This window comes from Chryseobacterium daeguense DSM 19388 (genome assembly GCF_000430825.1).
GTDB lineage: Bacteria > Bacteroidota > Bacteroidia > Flavobacteriales > Weeksellaceae > Chryseobacterium > Chryseobacterium daeguense.
The window spans coordinates 266,453-282,135 of sequence record NZ_AUMT01000003.1 but is presented as its reverse complement, the minus strand read 5'-3'; the positions used below and the strand labels follow the sequence as shown (position 1 = coordinate 282,135).

Sequence of the window (15,683 nt, the reverse complement as noted above, 5' to 3'; positions counted from 1 at the left end):
TCTAAAATTTTAATATGAAATCCTTAGGTGTTATACCATATTCCGCCTTAAACTGGTTTACAAAATGGGAACTGCTTTTGTAGCCTAATTTATAAGAAACTTCATTTACAGAATAACCCGATATAAGCATCTTCTTGCTTTTTTCTAATTTATTAAATAAAAAGTAGGATTTAGGGCTGGTTCCAATGATCTTTTTGAAAATATTTTTGTATTTGGTAGGCGACATGCAAGCCTCCCTAGACAAAGACTCAATACTTGGAAAATCCCCATTCACTGATTCTAATAAAGTCTGCTGGGAAATTAAAATATAATTCAGCTCGGTATCCGTTATTTTTCCTACGATTCTTTGTGATACAATGATATGTTTGATATAGATATCCAATAATTCGTAAGCAGCACTTTTAATGAAAAATTCTGTGAACAAGCCTTCTTCTAACTGGAGTTTAAGATCTTTTAAAACAGATAAGCTAGCGTAATTTATTCTTTCAAAACGAATAATTGTGTTCTTCTTTTCGTTAAGTAAGTCTTCAATATGTTTAATGGTTTTCTCGGATTGTGGAAGATAAGATTTTGCGGCCCCTTTTGTTATGAATATATAAAAATTGTAGGCCTTGCAGCCTTTTTTTACTATCACATCACAGTTAAGAGAGCTGTCCAGTGTTGTAAGGTTATTGAATGTATTTCCTACTTTAAAAAACTGACCGCCAATGTTTAATTTAAAATCAGTGTCTGATAAATTATAGTACATTCCAATAAAACTGTCGTCATCATTTCGGATATGAAATAGGGTATCATTATCGTACAAGGCATCTATTATCATGACAGAAATATTTTCATCAACCTGACAAAAAATATATTCTCCATTAAATGAGGAATTACTAATTTTTATGCGGTTTTCAATAGCATGAGTATCAACGGATTCTTCAATGTTTTTTATAAGTTTATTGTAGTCATAGCTATATTGAAAGGAAAAATTTTCCATTTTATAGTGTTTGTTGTTTATGCAATTTAGTAATATTAGATTAAATAATAAGTCAACTTTTTCTTCATCATTATCTTGCAGTTGGAGCGGTGATCGGTCGATCTGATATTGTATGAGCACAGGTTTTTAAATAAATTATAGTTTCTTAACAATTCACTCCAAAACGGTGTTTCAAAAATGATTTATAAAATAAAATTATTTTGTATGCCAATTAATAATCGGCCTTTTTCTCTTTATAAAGTGTTAAAAAGATTTCGGAAATAAGAAATGCACCCGGAAATGACTGTTTGAAAGAAATATGAAAGAATCTTTGTTCGATTTATCCTGAAAAATCATGTATAAAAATAGTGATGTTTCTTCGCCCGGGAGAATGGAGTATTGCTGTATTACTCAGGTTAGCAAGCGGTTATGTGTAAATAAAAAAGGGACAAAAGTAGAGTTGTCTACCTTGTCCCGAGAAGTGAGCGCGAAAGGATTCGAACCTTTGACCGTCTGCTTAGAAGGCAGATGCTCTATCCAGCTGAGCTACGCACCCTAAATATTGTAAAAATGGTCGGGGCGGCAGGATTCGAACCTGCGACCTCCTGGTCCCAAACCAGGCGCGATGACCGGACTACGCTACGCCCCGATGAGGTCATCTAAATAACGAATATTACCTCGTTTTTTGTGGGTGCAAATATATATAGTTTTTTTGAATTAAAAAAGAAAATATTGATTTTTATTAAAAATATTGCTGTGTTCAAAGGATTAGCCAATTTATTTAGTCTCTTTTACGAGATTTAAAATGGAATTTTACCATATAGAAAATATTTTTAATAATTGATTGACGCTGTTTTTTAGTGTTTTATGTTTTGTAATTTTAATATATTTTCAATTAACGTTAAATTAATTCATTTTTAAGAGAATAAATATTGATTTTTTAAGTCATTTTACTATTTTTGAAAAAAAATTAACTACCATGAAAAACATTTTACTTGTTTTGCCTGTAGTGTTTTTTCAGAATGTAGCGGCTCAGACCCTTACTTTTGAATATGATACAGGCGGTAACCAAAAAGTAAGACAGTATTGCGGTATGTGTGCTGTTCTTGGCAAAACTGCAACACAGGAAACCTTGATCACAAAGGAAGAATTCCCACCCGAAGCCTATCAGGTAAAAGTTTATCCCAATCCTACCAAAGATAAGGTAAATCTTGTCTGGAAACCAGAACTTGGAGATATGATAGAACGGATAGAATATGTGGCTTACAATTTTACACAATTCAGATCGATTCCTTTTAACAAAAGGGAAGGTAAGGTTACACTTGATCTTTCTGATGAACCTGTAGGTATGTATGTCATTATCTTTCATCTCAACAGTGGAGAAAAACTTACTTATAAAGTCTTAAAACATTAACCAGAAACAAAACTAATTAATTGCAATGAGAAAAAAACTCTCACTGTTTGTCATGCTGTTAATCAGTATGATGAATATTTTGAATGCACAGGGCGTAGGGCAGACTGCCGGTAGCTTTTCGGTGTCACCCGGTGGGGGAGCCAACTACACGGTGCCTATTAAAACATTGCCGGGTATTAAAGAAATGATTCCTGAAATTGCTCTCTCATATTCCCATCAGGGTGGAAATGGTATTGCAGGATGGGGCTGGAATATTACCGGTGTTTCATCAATTACAAGAATTCCGTCTACAAAATTTCATGATGGAATGATGGATGGGGTGGATTACGACTCCTATGACAGGTTCGCATTAGATGGACAGAGATTGGTACTAAAGTCTGGTACTTATGGTCAGGATGGTGCAGAATATCAAACAGAAAATTACTCTAATCTAAAAATTACCTCCCACGGACAGATCGTAGGCGGTCCGTTATATTTTTTGGTGTATTATCCGGATGGAAAAGTGGCAAGATATGGCTACTCAGACAATAATCAGGCAGGAAATACATTCGAATGGAAAATCAACCAGATTGAAGATGCAAACTTCAACAGAATAAAATTTCTGTATGAAAGTTATGACAGTAATATTTATATAAAATCAATTCAATACGGTAATAATTCTTCGCTCAATCCTTCAAGCGTTATTAATACAATTAATTTTTATTATAAAGATGTAACACGTAATGAAGTAAATTTCATTTACAGTTCGCCAAGAAGGATCAGAATAAACAAAAAACTGGACAAGGTAGAAGTTTTAGGAGGAAACCAACTGTACAGAAAATACCAACTTACATATAACACTACATCTTTGAATTATGACCGTTTAGTGCAGGTTCAGGAGTTTAACGGGGTCAATGAAAGTTTGAAACCCATTACCTTTGAATATGATACAACGCAAAATGGTGTCATTAATGATCCAAATGCAATTATTAGTAATGTTTCTCCTGGTTTTGACACCTCAAACTGGCAATATGTTTCCGGGTATTTTGACAGGGATGGAGCATTGGATTTCATGACCTATCCAAATTCCAAGGATAAATTATATCGATTTAATTCAAGTCAATTAACAATTGCTACATCCAATGTCAGCGGTAGCTTGAATAATGTTGAAAAATTTACCGAAGTTTTTTCCACTAAAATAGTACTTCCTAATAATAAGTTTAATAATCTTGATGCTGTTTCAACATTGGTTGAAAGTACGGGAATAACTACAGATTCGGAAGTTATTAAAATCAATAATTATACTACAAATACAAGTTCCAGCACATTAGATCTTGCATTTAGCAATTCATATACTTTCCCTACTATCCAGAATCAGAGATGTTTTGCGATAGGAGGTAATGATATATACTATTCAAAGATGCCGAAAAAGTACTTTTCCGGAGATTTCGACGGAGATGGTATTTCTGATATCCTTACTATTACACTTCCTTATTATACATACTATCCTACAGTTTGTAATAATGGTCCGGGCGGCCCGCTGGATCCAAGTACGGATCCGAGTGAGAATCCTGGAGAAGGGATACCAACAGGATGTTGCGATGAGAGCTACTATACAGATTATGCCCAGGCTTTCCTGTTAAAGATGGATGCCAATAACAGCGCTGTTCAGCAGCCTCAATCTATAGGTTGGAATAATGTTATTAAGTCTTCTTCTAAAATCTATGTTGCGGATTTTGAAGGTGACGGAATGTCTGATCTGTATGTAGTAAATCCGGGGATTGTATATGTTTTCGGAATGAAAAACGGAGTTTTTGAACAAAAAATCTCTGTTTCCAGTAATTTGATCAAAGCAGATTTCCCACATTACACTTCAGATATGAATGGTGACGGGAAAACAGATTTGGTAATTCCTATTGCTGATGATAACAGTAACTGGTTCTTTATTATAGCCAATGGCGAAGATCTTAAGACTACTGTAAAGGATATTGGGGTGAAATACCGTAAGTCCTGGATTGCTAATCAATGTTATCCTGCTGCAGGAGGAGGAATGCTGTGTGGATATATGCAGGAAAGCATTTATTTCAACTTTGCAGATATTAACGGTGACGGTAAAGGAGATATTTTCTCTCACAGAATCCTTGCTCCTCATAATTATCCTAATGGAGGTCAATGGAATTATCCTTACCAGACTTATGGCTCAAATTATACAATCAGAGATCAGGGTATTGTTTGGTATAACATGAATAATGATATCAATGGTAACCCGGAATTTTCAGCGGCAGTTGATACATGGCAGAATAATTACACGTACGGAGGCAGCACAGTGAATGGCTCACCAATGTTCCTGTCTAATCAGAATGCGATAAACCAGAATTTGGATTATGCATTTTTCGGTGCGGATAAAATAAAATATATTACTTTCAAAAAAGATAACAGAACGGATGTTTTGTTAAAGAGAGTAAAAGAAAATGACATATTAACCAGCATTACATACAGCCCTGTAATTGATAATGGTAATGGAGTTTATACCGATGATACAGCGGAGACTTATCCTTATGTTAATATTAATGTTTCCCCTTCCACACTGGTAGTAAGTAAAGTCTCAAAAAGTTTTGGAAGTGAAACCAAAATTCAGGATTTCAGATATAAGGGAGCTGTAATGCATCTGGACGGATTTGGCTTTTTAGGATTTAAAGGAAATGCAACATCTTCGGTATATTCTGGAAGTACAAATTCCAATGATATTATGTGGACGATCACCAAGCAAGACATGCTAAAACGTGGTGCAAATGTAGAATCATATCTTCTGAAAGGATTTGTAGATTACAACTCGCCTACTAATTTTATTACAAAAAGCACTAAATCCTATAATACATCCCTATTATCCAATAAGGTTTTTGTAAACATGATCTCCCAGTCTGACCAAATTGATAATCTGACGGGTATCACAAGATCTACAATATATGAAGAGTACGACAGCTTTTACAATCTTAAGAAAGCAAAAGATGTAGCTCCCGGAGGTGAAAAAGTAACAACTTTTGAATTTGATAATAATCCTGGAGGCATTTCTAATCAGTATTATATAGGAAGACCTCTTAAAAAAACGGTTACAAAAACACTCGGAACGGAGACATTTTCCACTGAGCAGCAATTTGTGTATTCCGGAATTTACCTTACGCAGCTAAAGAAAAAAGGAAACGGGACAGATTATCTGGTGGAAGATTACCTGTATGATGATTATGGGAATATGTCCCAAAAAACACTTTCTGTTGCCGGGATGACGCCAAGGGTGGAAGCCATGCAGTATGATATATCCGGAAGATATATCGTTCAGACTACCAATGTTTTAGGATTTAAAGACAAAATGAATTATGATTTTAATTTTGGCCTTTTATTATCCAAAACAAATTATCTGAACCAGACTTTCTCATATACCTACGACGGATGGCAGAAAAAAACCAAAGAAACAGACTTTTATAATAAAGAAACTCTATACAACTACGAATGGATCACAAGCAGTGAATTTTTAAACGGGATAAAGTTTAGAGTTACGGATCCTACAGGTGCCATTAAAGAGACATACACCGATGTTTGGGGAAGAAAACGCCTGGAAAGGGAGTTGAGTATTAACAATAAATGGATAGACAGGCGTACTGAATATGACGTATTAGACAGACCTCATAAAAAAAGTGACCCTTATTTTTCTACCAATACTGCAACCAGGTGGACAATTTCTGAATTTGATGAATACGGAAGAGGTAAAAAAGTTACTTTCCCTACAGGAAAAGTTGTGACTTCATCATATAGTGGATTGTCATCAACCGTTGTAGACGGACAAAAAGTGCAGACCGTTACCAATGATGCCTGGGGAAATAAGGTGAAAATGGCAGATAACGGCGGTGAGATAAACTATACTTATTTTGCTAACGGAAATTTAAAATCCGCAAATTATGGTGGGCATATTGTAAGCATAGAGCAGAATGGATGGGGTGCAAAAACCAAAATGTCAGACCCTTCCGTAGGTGGAGATTATACTTATACTTATGATAATTTTGGGCAGCTTCTTACGGAAGAAAATCCGAAGGGTAAAACCACCTACACTTATGATGCGTATGGAAGAGTAGCCACCAAAAAGGTTCAGGGAGATAATACGGACATCAGAGCCAATTTTACTTATGATACCAATGGGTTATTAACCTCAGAAGCCGGAACATCAAACGGAATAGGCAATTCATTTACTTATGAATATGATACCTATTTCCGAAACAAAAAGAAAACCGAAACAATTGCAGGAGTTACAATAGATAAGATATATACTTTTGATGATTTCGGAAGAATAAACACCGAGCTTACAGAGACACATTCCAGCTCGAATGTGAGCAGCTTCAAAATAGAAAATGTGTATGCTGCTTCCGGAGATTTGGAAAAAATAAAAGATGTTGCTACGGGAACTGTCATCTGGAAATTAAATGATATTAATGAAAAGGGGCAGGTTCTTAGCTCTACATTAGGAAACGGAGTACAGGTAGCTAATGCTTATGACAGCAATTATTATCTAACGAGTATTAATCATACCAATTCAAGCAGCGTTGCTGTGGTAAATAATACATATAGCTTCAATGTCCTTTTTGGAACGCTAAATTCAAGATCCAATAATGCAATCCAGCCGGGAGGATGGAATGAAATATTTGAGTATGATAATCTTTTACGCTTAACTTCCTGGACGGATCCTAACGGGACACAGACTCATACCTATGATAATTACGGAAGAATCGATAAAAACAGCGATGTAGGAGATTATAAATATGTTCCGGGAAACAGATACCGAAAGGGTACAATCGCCCTGAATGCGGCAGGAGACGCATATTACAGCGTAAACCAGCTTCAGCAGATAGAGTACAATGCAAATAGGCTTCCGGTAAAAATTTCCCAGGATGGCTTTGCTCATGTATTATTTAACTATAATATTCATCAGAAAAAAGCAACATCAGCGTACGATTATATACCAAGCTATCTGATATATGAGAAAAATAAAATATATTCAGATGACAAATCTGTTGAAGTGTTGCATCTCAATCAGATAGGCAGGCCAAATGCCAACTTTATAAGTACTAAAATTTACACCTATATCGGAGGGGATGCATATACAGCACAGGCAGTTTACATCCAGGATTTCACGGTATCTGGCCTCACAAGGGCAGCGCTTCATTATATTCACAGAGATTATCAGGGAAGTGTCCTGGCTTTTTCAGATGAAGTAGGAAATGTTGAAGAAAAAAGACATTTTGATGCATGGGGAAATATTGTAAAGATTGTTGATGGAAATGGTATTGCAATAGCTCCACAACAGACACTTTTAGAAAGAGGATATACCGGGCACGAACATTTCTTTGCTGTTGGTCTTATCCATATGAACGGAAGAATGTATGATCCTAAATTGCATACTTTCTTATCGGTAGACAACTTTGTTTCGGATCCTTATAATACTCAGAGTTATAACAGATATGGATACGTATTGAATAATCCTTTGCTTTATACAGATCCGTCAGGAGAAGAGCCTATTACATTAGCGGCTATCGGGTTGGGGATGCTTTACGGAGCATTAATCGGTTCGGCAATTGCAGTGGTGACGTATTCCATTCCGGCACTTCTTAATGGAAGCTGGAATTTAAGGGCTGCCAGTAAATCTGCATTATATGGTGCAGTAACGGGGGCTATAAGCGGTGGTATTGGAGCTGCTGCGGGGGCTTCAGCTGCAGGTTCCTTCTGGCAGAGTTCTACCATGAATATGCTTACAAGTGTAGCTTCGCAGGTAGGAACAGGCTTAGTTATGGGAGATAAAATTGGTTGGGCAACTGTAGTATCAGGATTGGTAAGCGGATATCTTGGAGGAAAAATGGAAAACTTCAGTGCATTCGAAAACGGAGGATACCTTTCTAATGTTGCTGGTGAACTTATCTATAATTCAGGAACAGGAGCATTGCTTGGAAGTGTGTCAGGAACCGTAGCAGCAGCAATAAGTGGGGGCAACGTAGGTGATGGTATGAAGAGAGGCATGATCAATGGAGCTATTGGAAGTGCATCACAAACTATTGCAAACATAGCACTTCTGGGAGCTGTTTATATGCCGAAAAAAGAAAATCTGGGATGCGTAGAAGAATTATCTACAAAATTCAGTACACCTACAAAAAGATTAATGTGGAGACACGGTGGTATTATTCCTAATTTATTTTCGTCAATCACCATCGGTGAAAATATAGGAATGAATAGAAATGATGTAAATAACCCAAATGTGTACGGGCATGAATTTGCACATTATGTTCAGCAGTATCGTGGTCAGAATTATTACAGAGGCAATAGTCATGCTCCAAGGCCTCAAGGTTGGGCTGTATTTCAGATGCATGGTATTATCGAACAATGGATTTTACGTACATTTATGGGTATAGAACCTTACGTGGAGTATAAAAATGAAGGTATGCAGTATAACGAGTTCGATGCTGAGTATAAACTTCAGCAGATTGGGGGATGTACAATTACAGACACTAATGGAAACTGCATTAAATTATAATAAAATGAAAAAAACATTGAGAATTAGTTTCTTTCTGCTCGCTTGTTTGTTGTTGACTGCATGCCCTGGCGGAAGCTATATTAAGTACAAATTAGTTGGCGGTAAAAGAACATCTTTTAATGATTATGACGCTATTGTTGTTAATCAATCGGATACTATTCTTTTGAAGGTTGGCGTTATTGAAACTAAAGTAAGAGAAAAGAAAAAAGCTGTTATAGTAAGATTTGAAAACTTAAAAGGATTTGATTTTAATATAGAATCAAGTAAATATGGTAAGCTGTCGAAAGATACTGAAGATCAAAATATTTTTAAGAAAGAAATCAAATCTGTTAACAGTAAGGATACAGTAAAAGTTTCCTATAATTCTCAAACATTTTATTTTACTAGAGAATAAATTTAATAGCTTTAAATTAGAAGAGGCTGCCCTTTTAAGGCAGCCTCTTTATTTTTACAGTAAAGTAAAAAAAGAAATAATGTTATAACTGCTGAATCCATTTTATAAGATCCTCTTCAGGAGCAAGCCCTAATTTCTTTTTCAACCGATACTTTCTGGTTTCTACAGCGCGGAGGCTTATATTTTCATATTGACCAATTTCCTTATTGGTGAGATTCAGCCTTAAAAAAGCAGAAATCTTTAGTTCACTGTCTTTAAGATCAGGATGTTCAGAGAGTAGCTTTTCACAAAATTCGGGATATACTTCTTTAAAACGTATGATGAAAAAAGGGTCATTTGTCTTGGCCAGCTTGATAAGCTGTGGAAATGCGTCATTCACTTTCTTTTTCAAAAGGTTGGCTTCTTGTGATTTTATCCCGATTAGTTCATCTTTTTTCTCAATCAGATCATTTTTACTTTGAATCAGCTCATCTTTTTTCTTTTGTTTTTTTATATAGGCTCTACGTAAAAAATATAAAAGACCCGCAAAAATGAGCAAAATAAGTAAAAGCATTATATAAAGCTTTTTCTTATCTGTTTCTTCTTGTTTTTTTTCTTGTGCTAACTGTTCTACAATAACATGTAATACTTCCTTCTCCTTATCATTTATACTGTCATTTAAAAATGAGTAATTTCTAAAATATTCATCAGCTTTTTGCTGGTCATGGAGGATTTTGTAAGTTTTTGAAATTCTTTTATAGACATTTCTTATATGATCCTTGCGTTTCATGGCCTGAGAAATGGCAAGTGACTTAAAATAATAATCCAAAGCTTTCTGGTACTCTTTTTTTCAATATATAAATCACCAAAAAGAAGTAACGTCATAGCCTTTTGATCTGCGGGACTTTTTTCAAATAAAGGAACTGCTTTTTCCAGATAATATTCAGCAGAATCAAGATGTTTTTTCTGATCAATAAATCTTCCGGCTGCTTTCACGTAAATAATTGGCTCTTGAGCAATTTCCAGACATTTTTTCTGCATTTTGTATACAGAATCCATTTTTTTTAAATATTCGAAATTATACCATTTCCAGGTGTAGCTGAAATAGAGCTGATGGTTTTTCTCTTTTTGATTCGGAATCTTTCGAGCCTTGCTGATAGCTTTGTTAAAATACTCATTCCCTTTGGCAAATAAACCTAATAAAGAATAGTTTCTTCCATACTCATTATACAATCTGGTCTGCAGATAAGGATTTTCCACTTCAGATATTTCAGATTTTGCCTTATCAAGATAAATGATGCTTTCAGCATATTGATTGAGAGTGCAGAGAAGATTCCCGAGATTGATATTTGCGGCAGCAATTCCCTCCATATTATGATTCTTATTGTATTGCTTTAATGCTTTTTGATTAAAATCAACCGCAAGACCTATATCACCTTTTGTTTTATGGCTATTAGTAATGCTGTCCAGTTCACTTACTGAATACATCTGCGCCGGACACCAGGCCACAAAAAACAACAAGAATAGCATGTATATTTTCATAAAGTGGTTTCCATCGGTGGAATTTATTTATTGGAATAGTAAATTTTACCGAAAAATTAGTGAAAATTACCCAAACTCATGAATTTATTTAATGAAAAAGAAAATAAATCTAATTTTTAATGCACTACACTTATACTTCAATTTTTAAATTAAATTATTGGTTTTTAGATTATTATGAATTTAAAGTATAACTGTAGTGCAGATTTTCCAGCTTAAAGTATCTAGTTTTGCAAACACATTTTCATCAATGATTTCGAAAACAGAAAGCCTGTTTTGGAGATACGATTCTAAACACACAAAAAAGAAAATTTTAAGAATGTAAAATTTAAGCAATGAAAAAAAATGTATTTATTATGAGTGCAATGATATTTTCATCATTAGCATTTTCACAGGTCGGAATTAATACTCCCGACCCTTCATCCACATTAGATATTACTGCAAAGAATGCAACCGGTACATCTGCAAATGTAGACGGGTTATTAATTTCCAGAGTAGACAGGCAGAGAGCACAAAGTATGACAAATGTGCCAATCTCCACGCTTATTTATGTTGACAGTATTACCACAGGAACTACAACAGGAACTGCTGTAAATATTGACATGGTAGGATATTATTACTTTAATGGAACCGAATGGGTTAAAATGAACGAGGAAAACACAAATATCTACAACTCAAACGGAACCCTTACAGCAGGTAGAACCGTAACGATGGAAGGTAAAAACTTAACCTTTAGAGGAACTACCGGCGCATTTACTGTGGATACTAACAACAATGGTATTACCCGTACTAATTTTTTAAACTCAAATACTGAAGAAAACAGCCGTAAGGATATCCGTATTGGTGCTGGGGCCGGTAATATTTATTTAGGGGTGGATAATGGTTCGGCTATTTTTGGAGAAGGAGCTAAAGGTTATCTAGATAACCGATCAGGAGGACCTTTTGTTATTGGCAGGAATGGAGCTGAACAAATGAGAATAATGGCAAACGGAACAGTAGGAATAGGAACAACAAATCCAGCTTCTACAGTAGATATTATGGCAAAAAATGCAACAGGAACTTCTACTAATGTTGATGGGTTGCTAATCCCAAGAGTAGACAGGCAGAGAGCGCAAAGTATGACTGAGATTCCTACTTCTACGCTGATTTATGTAAATGATGTTACTACCGGTACCGCAACGGGTACAGCTGCAAATATTGATGTTGCAGGGTACTATCATTTTGATGGAACAGCATGGAGTAAATTGAATTCTGTGCTCGCAGATACTAATATTTATAATATAAATGGTAGTCTTACAGGAGATAGAACAGTGACGCAGGGAGCTAATTCTTTAACATTTACAGGAACTACAACCAATGCATTTTCTGTAGACGAGAATACCTTTTCCGTAGATGCAGCTAATGACAGAGTTGGGGTAGGTACGACAACCCCGTTGGCAAAGTTTGATATTGTTGGGACAACTTTTGGTCTTAAAAATTCTCAAAATAGCGGTAGCTGGGATAATATCTGGTTTAATGTAGGGCCACGTTTCCCTTCTATTAATGCATCCGGTGCTGAAGATGGATTACAGTTCAATGTAGGGTCAAATTCTAAGGGTACGTATGGCGATGACGGACAGGTATTGACAACGGTAGCAACTATGTTGCCTTCCGGAAACGTTGGGATAGGAACAACTACACCGGCTTCGAGGGCTGTCCTTGAGTTATCTTCTACCGATAAAGGCTTTTTACCCCCACGACTTACAGCCGCTCAAAGAGATGCCATTCCAGCTGCCAGCTGCCAGCAGACCGGCTGGTTTAATGATCTATAATACCAATACAAATTGTATGGATTTCTGGAACTCATCGGCGTGGGTATCTACCTGTGGAACGAGCACTCCTACACCGGGAACGGTTACCGGAATTACCTGTGGGAGCGCTACAAATAATGGTAATTTAACAAGTGGAGTTGTTGCATCCGGAGTGACGTCTGTTATCCCATATACAGGCGGGAATGGAGGGTCTCATGGAGGGCAGACGGTAGCCTCTACAGGAGTAACAGGTTTAACGGCCACCTTATCTGCGGGAAGTTTTGCAAATGGAAACGGAAACCTTACCTATACCATCACCGGAACACCATCTGCTGCAGGAACAGCAAACTTTGCAATAAATATTGGAGGGCGTACATGTACACTAACGAGAACTGTGACAGGAGCTGTAGGAAGTATCGGTGGAATCATCAATTGCGCAGGAGCTACAAACAATGGTACATTAACAGCAAGAATTGCTGCCTCTGGAGTTTCATCAGTGATACCTTATACAGGAGCTAATGGAGGATCTCATAACGGACAAACAGTAACTTCTACAGGAGTAACAGGTTTAACGGCGACCTTAGCCGCAGGAAATTTTGCCAACGGAAACGGAACACTAACTTATACTATTACAGGAACACCTAATACAGGAGGTACTGCAAACTTTGTTATCAATATTGGAGGGAAAGCTTGTACACTTTCAGTGAATGTGGCATATAATACCACTGCACCACAGGCAATAGTTTGTACTTCGGCTGGATACCATGTAAATCCTATTGATCCCAATTGGTTCCATTACTGTATATATCAGAATAATAACTGGCTTCAATATATTTTACGATGCGCAGATGGTCAGGTATTTGATAAGGCGCAGCAAAAATGTATTCAAAAGTAGTATAATCAGTAATTGAATGATTAATAGAGAAGTCAGAAAATCTATATTACTTGTCTTACAAATCATTATAAATTATAAGTAAAAACAGAATAAATAAACGCTCTTTTACATTTCTGTTTTTCATTTAGTTTTTGTGCTTGGACGCAGGGGATACTTTATTTTTCACTCCTTCCCCTGTTGTCTTTTTTAAATATATTATCATATACAGTATGTTCCGAAAAAAATACAAATTTAATATACAATATCTCAACCTATCAGGAGCTTACTATCAAAGATATATTTAATAATTTGACATCATATGTTGTAATCACTACAGATTCAGTGATTTTCATCCAATCATGTTTTTAAAATATAATATGATGCACAATACATAACCGCAATATCTATAAAATTTATATAAAAATTGTTATTTCATATCTAGTGTTTTGGTTTGAGCCGGAGGTACTTATGTCCTTCGGCTCAACTTTTTAAGTAATCAAAAAGTTTTCAATAGATTAATGATATAAAATATTATAAAGAGATGGTTTAGGTATTATTGAAGAATATTCTATACGGGTATAATCACTAATTTCAATCAGTATCATATTCCTTAAAGGCCTGACAGTAAGACTTAACACGAAGATTTTAGTCATAAAAAAAGGAGACAAAAATAAATTTTGTCTCCTTAAGTGAGCGCGAAAGGATTCGAACCTTTGACCGTCTGCTTAGAAGGCAGATGCTCTATCCAGCTGAGCTACGCACCCTTAAAAGTTGATTCTCGCTTAGTTAGTAATAAGCGCGTTTTTAAAATAAAGTCGGGGCGGCAGGATTCGAACCTGCGACCTCCTGGTCCCAAACCAGGCGCGATGACCGGACTACGCTACGCCCCGAAAAAGATATATAGGAAAGCGGAGGGTAAGGGATTCGAACCCTTGCGACACTTTCGCGTCGACAGTTTAGCAAACTGCTCCGTTAACCACTCCGGCAACCCTCCTGTTTATCTTCGTTTTTTAATGATCGTTGTTCCTTTATTGCGAGTGCAAATATAGAATAGATTTCTTTATTTACCAAATATTTTTCAAGAAAAATTTGTGTATTTTTGAGGTAATAAACCATTAAAAAACCAAACTGATGCGTAAGACATTATATATCATCGGATTAAGCGTATTTGTGTTTTCATGCACCTCGCAGCCAAGCAGCAAAAATAGGCAGTACATTCCCAAAACACCTGTGGTAAAGCCAAAAACAGCTGTTAAAACACCGACTCCGGAAAAACCAAAAACGCAAATTACAAATGAGCGCGGAGTAGAATTTTATACCACCAATATTGCTGATCCGGCAAAAAATGACAACACTGCAAGCTACGGCTCAATTGTCTCTGCAAAACCTGCAGGATATAAAGTGGTAAAAACCTATTTTCCTGCTATTGCACAAAATTTCAGACAGAGATATTTAATTCTTCATTATACGGCACTTCCGGATGATAAATCCATTACCGTCCTTACCCAGCAGGCAGTGAGTGCTCATTACCTGGTAAACAACACCGGTGACAACGAGATTTATCAGCTGGTAGATGAAAACAAACGTTCCTATCACGCAGGAGTAAGCGCCTGGAGAGCTGATAAAAACCTGAATGATACTTCCATCGGGATTGAAATTGTAAATACAGGATACACAACCGATGCCTCAGGACAAAGAGTTTTTGCCGCATTTGATGATGCTCAGGTGAGAAAAGTGGCAGCTTTAGCAAAAGATATTATCACTAGATACCAGATTCCTGCTACTAATGTATTGGCGCATTCTGATATTGCTCCTACAAGAAAACAGGATCCGGGACCAATGTTTCCTTGGAAAAAATTATATGACGAATACCAAATCGGGATGTGGTATGATGAGGCATCCAAGCAGAGCTATTATGATTTAGCTGTTTCTACGGATTTCCAGACGAAGTATAACGACCCTTCATTTATTTATAATGTTCAAACCCAATTGCAGAAATTCGGTTATGGGATTGATCTGAGCGGGAAATGGGATGACGCTACAAAGAAAACAATTGAAGCCTTCCAGTATCATTTCCGTCCACAAAACTATGACGGGATCATGGATGCAGAAACTTTTGCCATTTTACAGGCCTTAATACAAAAATATCCGGTAAAATAAGTGTAAAAATTTAGCAATATAG

Annotated in this window: 9 protein-coding genes and 5 tRNA genes; 6 read left to right on the top strand and 8 right to left on the bottom strand. The window is 36.2% G+C overall.

Going from position 1 to position 15,683, the window contains the following annotated elements; translation table 11 throughout:
* Nucleotide 1 precedes the first annotated feature (1 nt).
* From H560_RS0105745 to H560_RS0105735, 3 genes are all read right to left on the bottom strand, one after another.
* Nucleotides 2–982, bottom strand: coding sequence for an AraC family transcriptional regulator (locus H560_RS0105745; RefSeq protein ID WP_027379159.1), 981 nt, complete (start codon nucleotides 980–982; stop codon nucleotides 2–4).
* 461 nt (nucleotides 983–1,443) lie between these two features.
* A tRNA-Arg gene (locus tag H560_RS0105740) sits at nucleotides 1,444–1,517 on the bottom strand.
* 15 nt (nucleotides 1,518–1,532) lie between these two features.
* A tRNA-Pro gene (locus H560_RS0105735) sits at nucleotides 1,533–1,610 on the bottom strand.
* A gap of 330 nt (nucleotides 1,611–1,940) precedes the next feature.
* Here H560_RS0105735 and H560_RS0105730 point away from each other — a divergent pair.
* Genes H560_RS0105730 through H560_RS0105720 form a run of 3 tightly spaced genes read left to right on the top strand, consistent with a single transcriptional unit; the run spans nucleotide 1,941 to nucleotide 9,319 of the window.
* Nucleotides 1,941–2,375 (top strand): T9SS type A sorting domain-containing protein, encoded by a 435-nt coding sequence (locus H560_RS0105730; protein WP_027379158.1) that lies wholly within the window; start codon nucleotides 1,941–1,943, stop codon nucleotides 2,373–2,375.
* A gap of 25 nt (nucleotides 2,376–2,400) precedes the next feature.
* On the top strand, nucleotides 2,401–8,925 hold the full coding sequence (locus H560_RS0105725; protein ID WP_081413927.1) for an RHS repeat-associated core domain-containing protein: 6,525 nt from the start codon (nucleotides 2,401–2,403) through the stop codon (nucleotides 8,923–8,925).
* The gene (locus tag H560_RS0105720; RefSeq protein ID WP_027379156.1) at nucleotides 8,903–9,319 is read left to right on the top strand and encodes a hypothetical protein; all 417 of its coding nucleotides are present in this window, start codon (nucleotides 8,903–8,905) and stop codon (nucleotides 9,317–9,319) included. The genes H560_RS0105725 and H560_RS0105720 overlap by 23 nt, the downstream gene beginning before the upstream one ends.
* An 82-nt stretch (nucleotides 9,320–9,401) precedes the next feature.
* Here H560_RS0105720 and H560_RS22290 read toward each other — a convergent pair whose 3' ends face one another.
* Both H560_RS22290 and H560_RS22285 read right to left on the bottom strand, forming a co-directional pair.
* On the bottom strand, nucleotides 9,402–10,127 hold the full coding sequence (locus tag H560_RS22290) for a helix-turn-helix transcriptional regulator (RefSeq protein ID WP_155844964.1): 726 nt from the start codon (nucleotides 10,125–10,127) through the stop codon (nucleotides 9,402–9,404).
* Nucleotides 10,085–10,840: a tetratricopeptide repeat protein gene (locus tag H560_RS22285; RefSeq protein WP_155844963.1), complete on the bottom strand. Its 756-nt coding sequence runs from the start codon at nucleotides 10,838–10,840 to the stop codon at nucleotides 10,085–10,087. Before H560_RS22285 ends, H560_RS22290 begins: the two co-directional genes overlap by 43 nt.
* Nucleotides 10,841–11,172: 332 nt before the next feature.
* Here H560_RS22285 and H560_RS22280 point away from each other — a divergent pair, with 332 nt between their 5' ends.
* Nucleotides 11,173–12,648, top strand: coding sequence for a hypothetical protein (locus H560_RS22280; protein WP_027379153.1), 1,476 nt, complete (start codon nucleotides 11,173–11,175; stop codon nucleotides 12,646–12,648).
* 16 nt (nucleotides 12,649–12,664) lie between these two features.
* Nucleotides 12,665–13,522 carry a carbohydrate-binding module family 14 protein gene (locus H560_RS0105700; protein ID WP_155844962.1) on the top strand — a complete coding sequence of 286 codons (858 nt, stop codon included), beginning with the start codon at nucleotides 12,665–12,667 and terminating at the stop codon, nucleotides 13,520–13,522.
* 669 nt (nucleotides 13,523–14,191) lie between these two features.
* Here the strand turns inward: H560_RS0105700 and H560_RS0105695 are convergent.
* The 3 genes from H560_RS0105695 to H560_RS0105685 all read right to left on the bottom strand — a co-directional run bounded on the left by H560_RS0105695 (nucleotide 14,192) and on the right by H560_RS0105685 (nucleotide 14,495).
* Nucleotides 14,192–14,265, bottom strand: a tRNA-Arg gene (locus H560_RS0105695).
* 51 nt (nucleotides 14,266–14,316) lie between these two features.
* Nucleotides 14,317–14,391 (bottom strand) — tRNA-Pro (locus H560_RS0105690).
* Nucleotides 14,392–14,410: 19 nt separating this feature from the next.
* Nucleotides 14,411–14,495, bottom strand: a tRNA-Ser gene (locus H560_RS0105685).
* A 137-nt stretch (nucleotides 14,496–14,632) separates the two neighbouring features.
* On the opposite strand from H560_RS0105685, the gene H560_RS0105675 reads away from it, so the two are divergent.
* Complete coding sequence (locus tag H560_RS0105675) at nucleotides 14,633–15,661, top strand: N-acetylmuramoyl-L-alanine amidase (protein WP_027379151.1); 1,029 nt, start codon at nucleotides 14,633–14,635, stop codon at nucleotides 15,659–15,661.
* The last annotated feature ends 22 nt before the right edge of the window (nucleotides 15,662–15,683 follow it).

Excerpts from the sequence above, each read along its gene's own strand:
- H560_RS0105745 (WP_027379159.1), bottom strand. The coding sequence starts at position 982 with ATGGAAAATTTTTCCTTTCAATATAGCTATGACTACAATAAACTTATA.
- H560_RS0105730 (WP_027379158.1), top strand. The coding sequence starts at position 1,941 with ATGAAAAACATTTTACTTGTTTTGCCTGTAGTGTTTTTTCAGAATGTA.
- H560_RS0105725 (WP_081413927.1), top strand. The coding sequence starts at position 2,401 with ATGAGAAAAAAACTCTCACTGTTTGTCATGCTGTTAATCAGTATGATG.
- H560_RS0105720 (WP_027379156.1), top strand. The coding sequence starts at position 8,903 with ATGGAAACTGCATTAAATTATAATAAAATGAAAAAAACATTGAGAATT.
- H560_RS22285 (WP_155844963.1), bottom strand. The coding sequence starts at position 10,840 with ATGAAAATATACATGCTATTCTTGTTGTTTTTTGTGGCCTGGTGTCCG.
- H560_RS22280 (WP_027379153.1), top strand. The coding sequence starts at position 11,173 with ATGAAAAAAAATGTATTTATTATGAGTGCAATGATATTTTCATCATTA.
- H560_RS0105700 (WP_155844962.1), top strand. The coding sequence starts at position 12,665 with ATGGATTTCTGGAACTCATCGGCGTGGGTATCTACCTGTGGAACGAGC.
- H560_RS0105675 (WP_027379151.1), top strand. The coding sequence starts at position 14,633 with ATGCGTAAGACATTATATATCATCGGATTAAGCGTATTTGTGTTTTCA.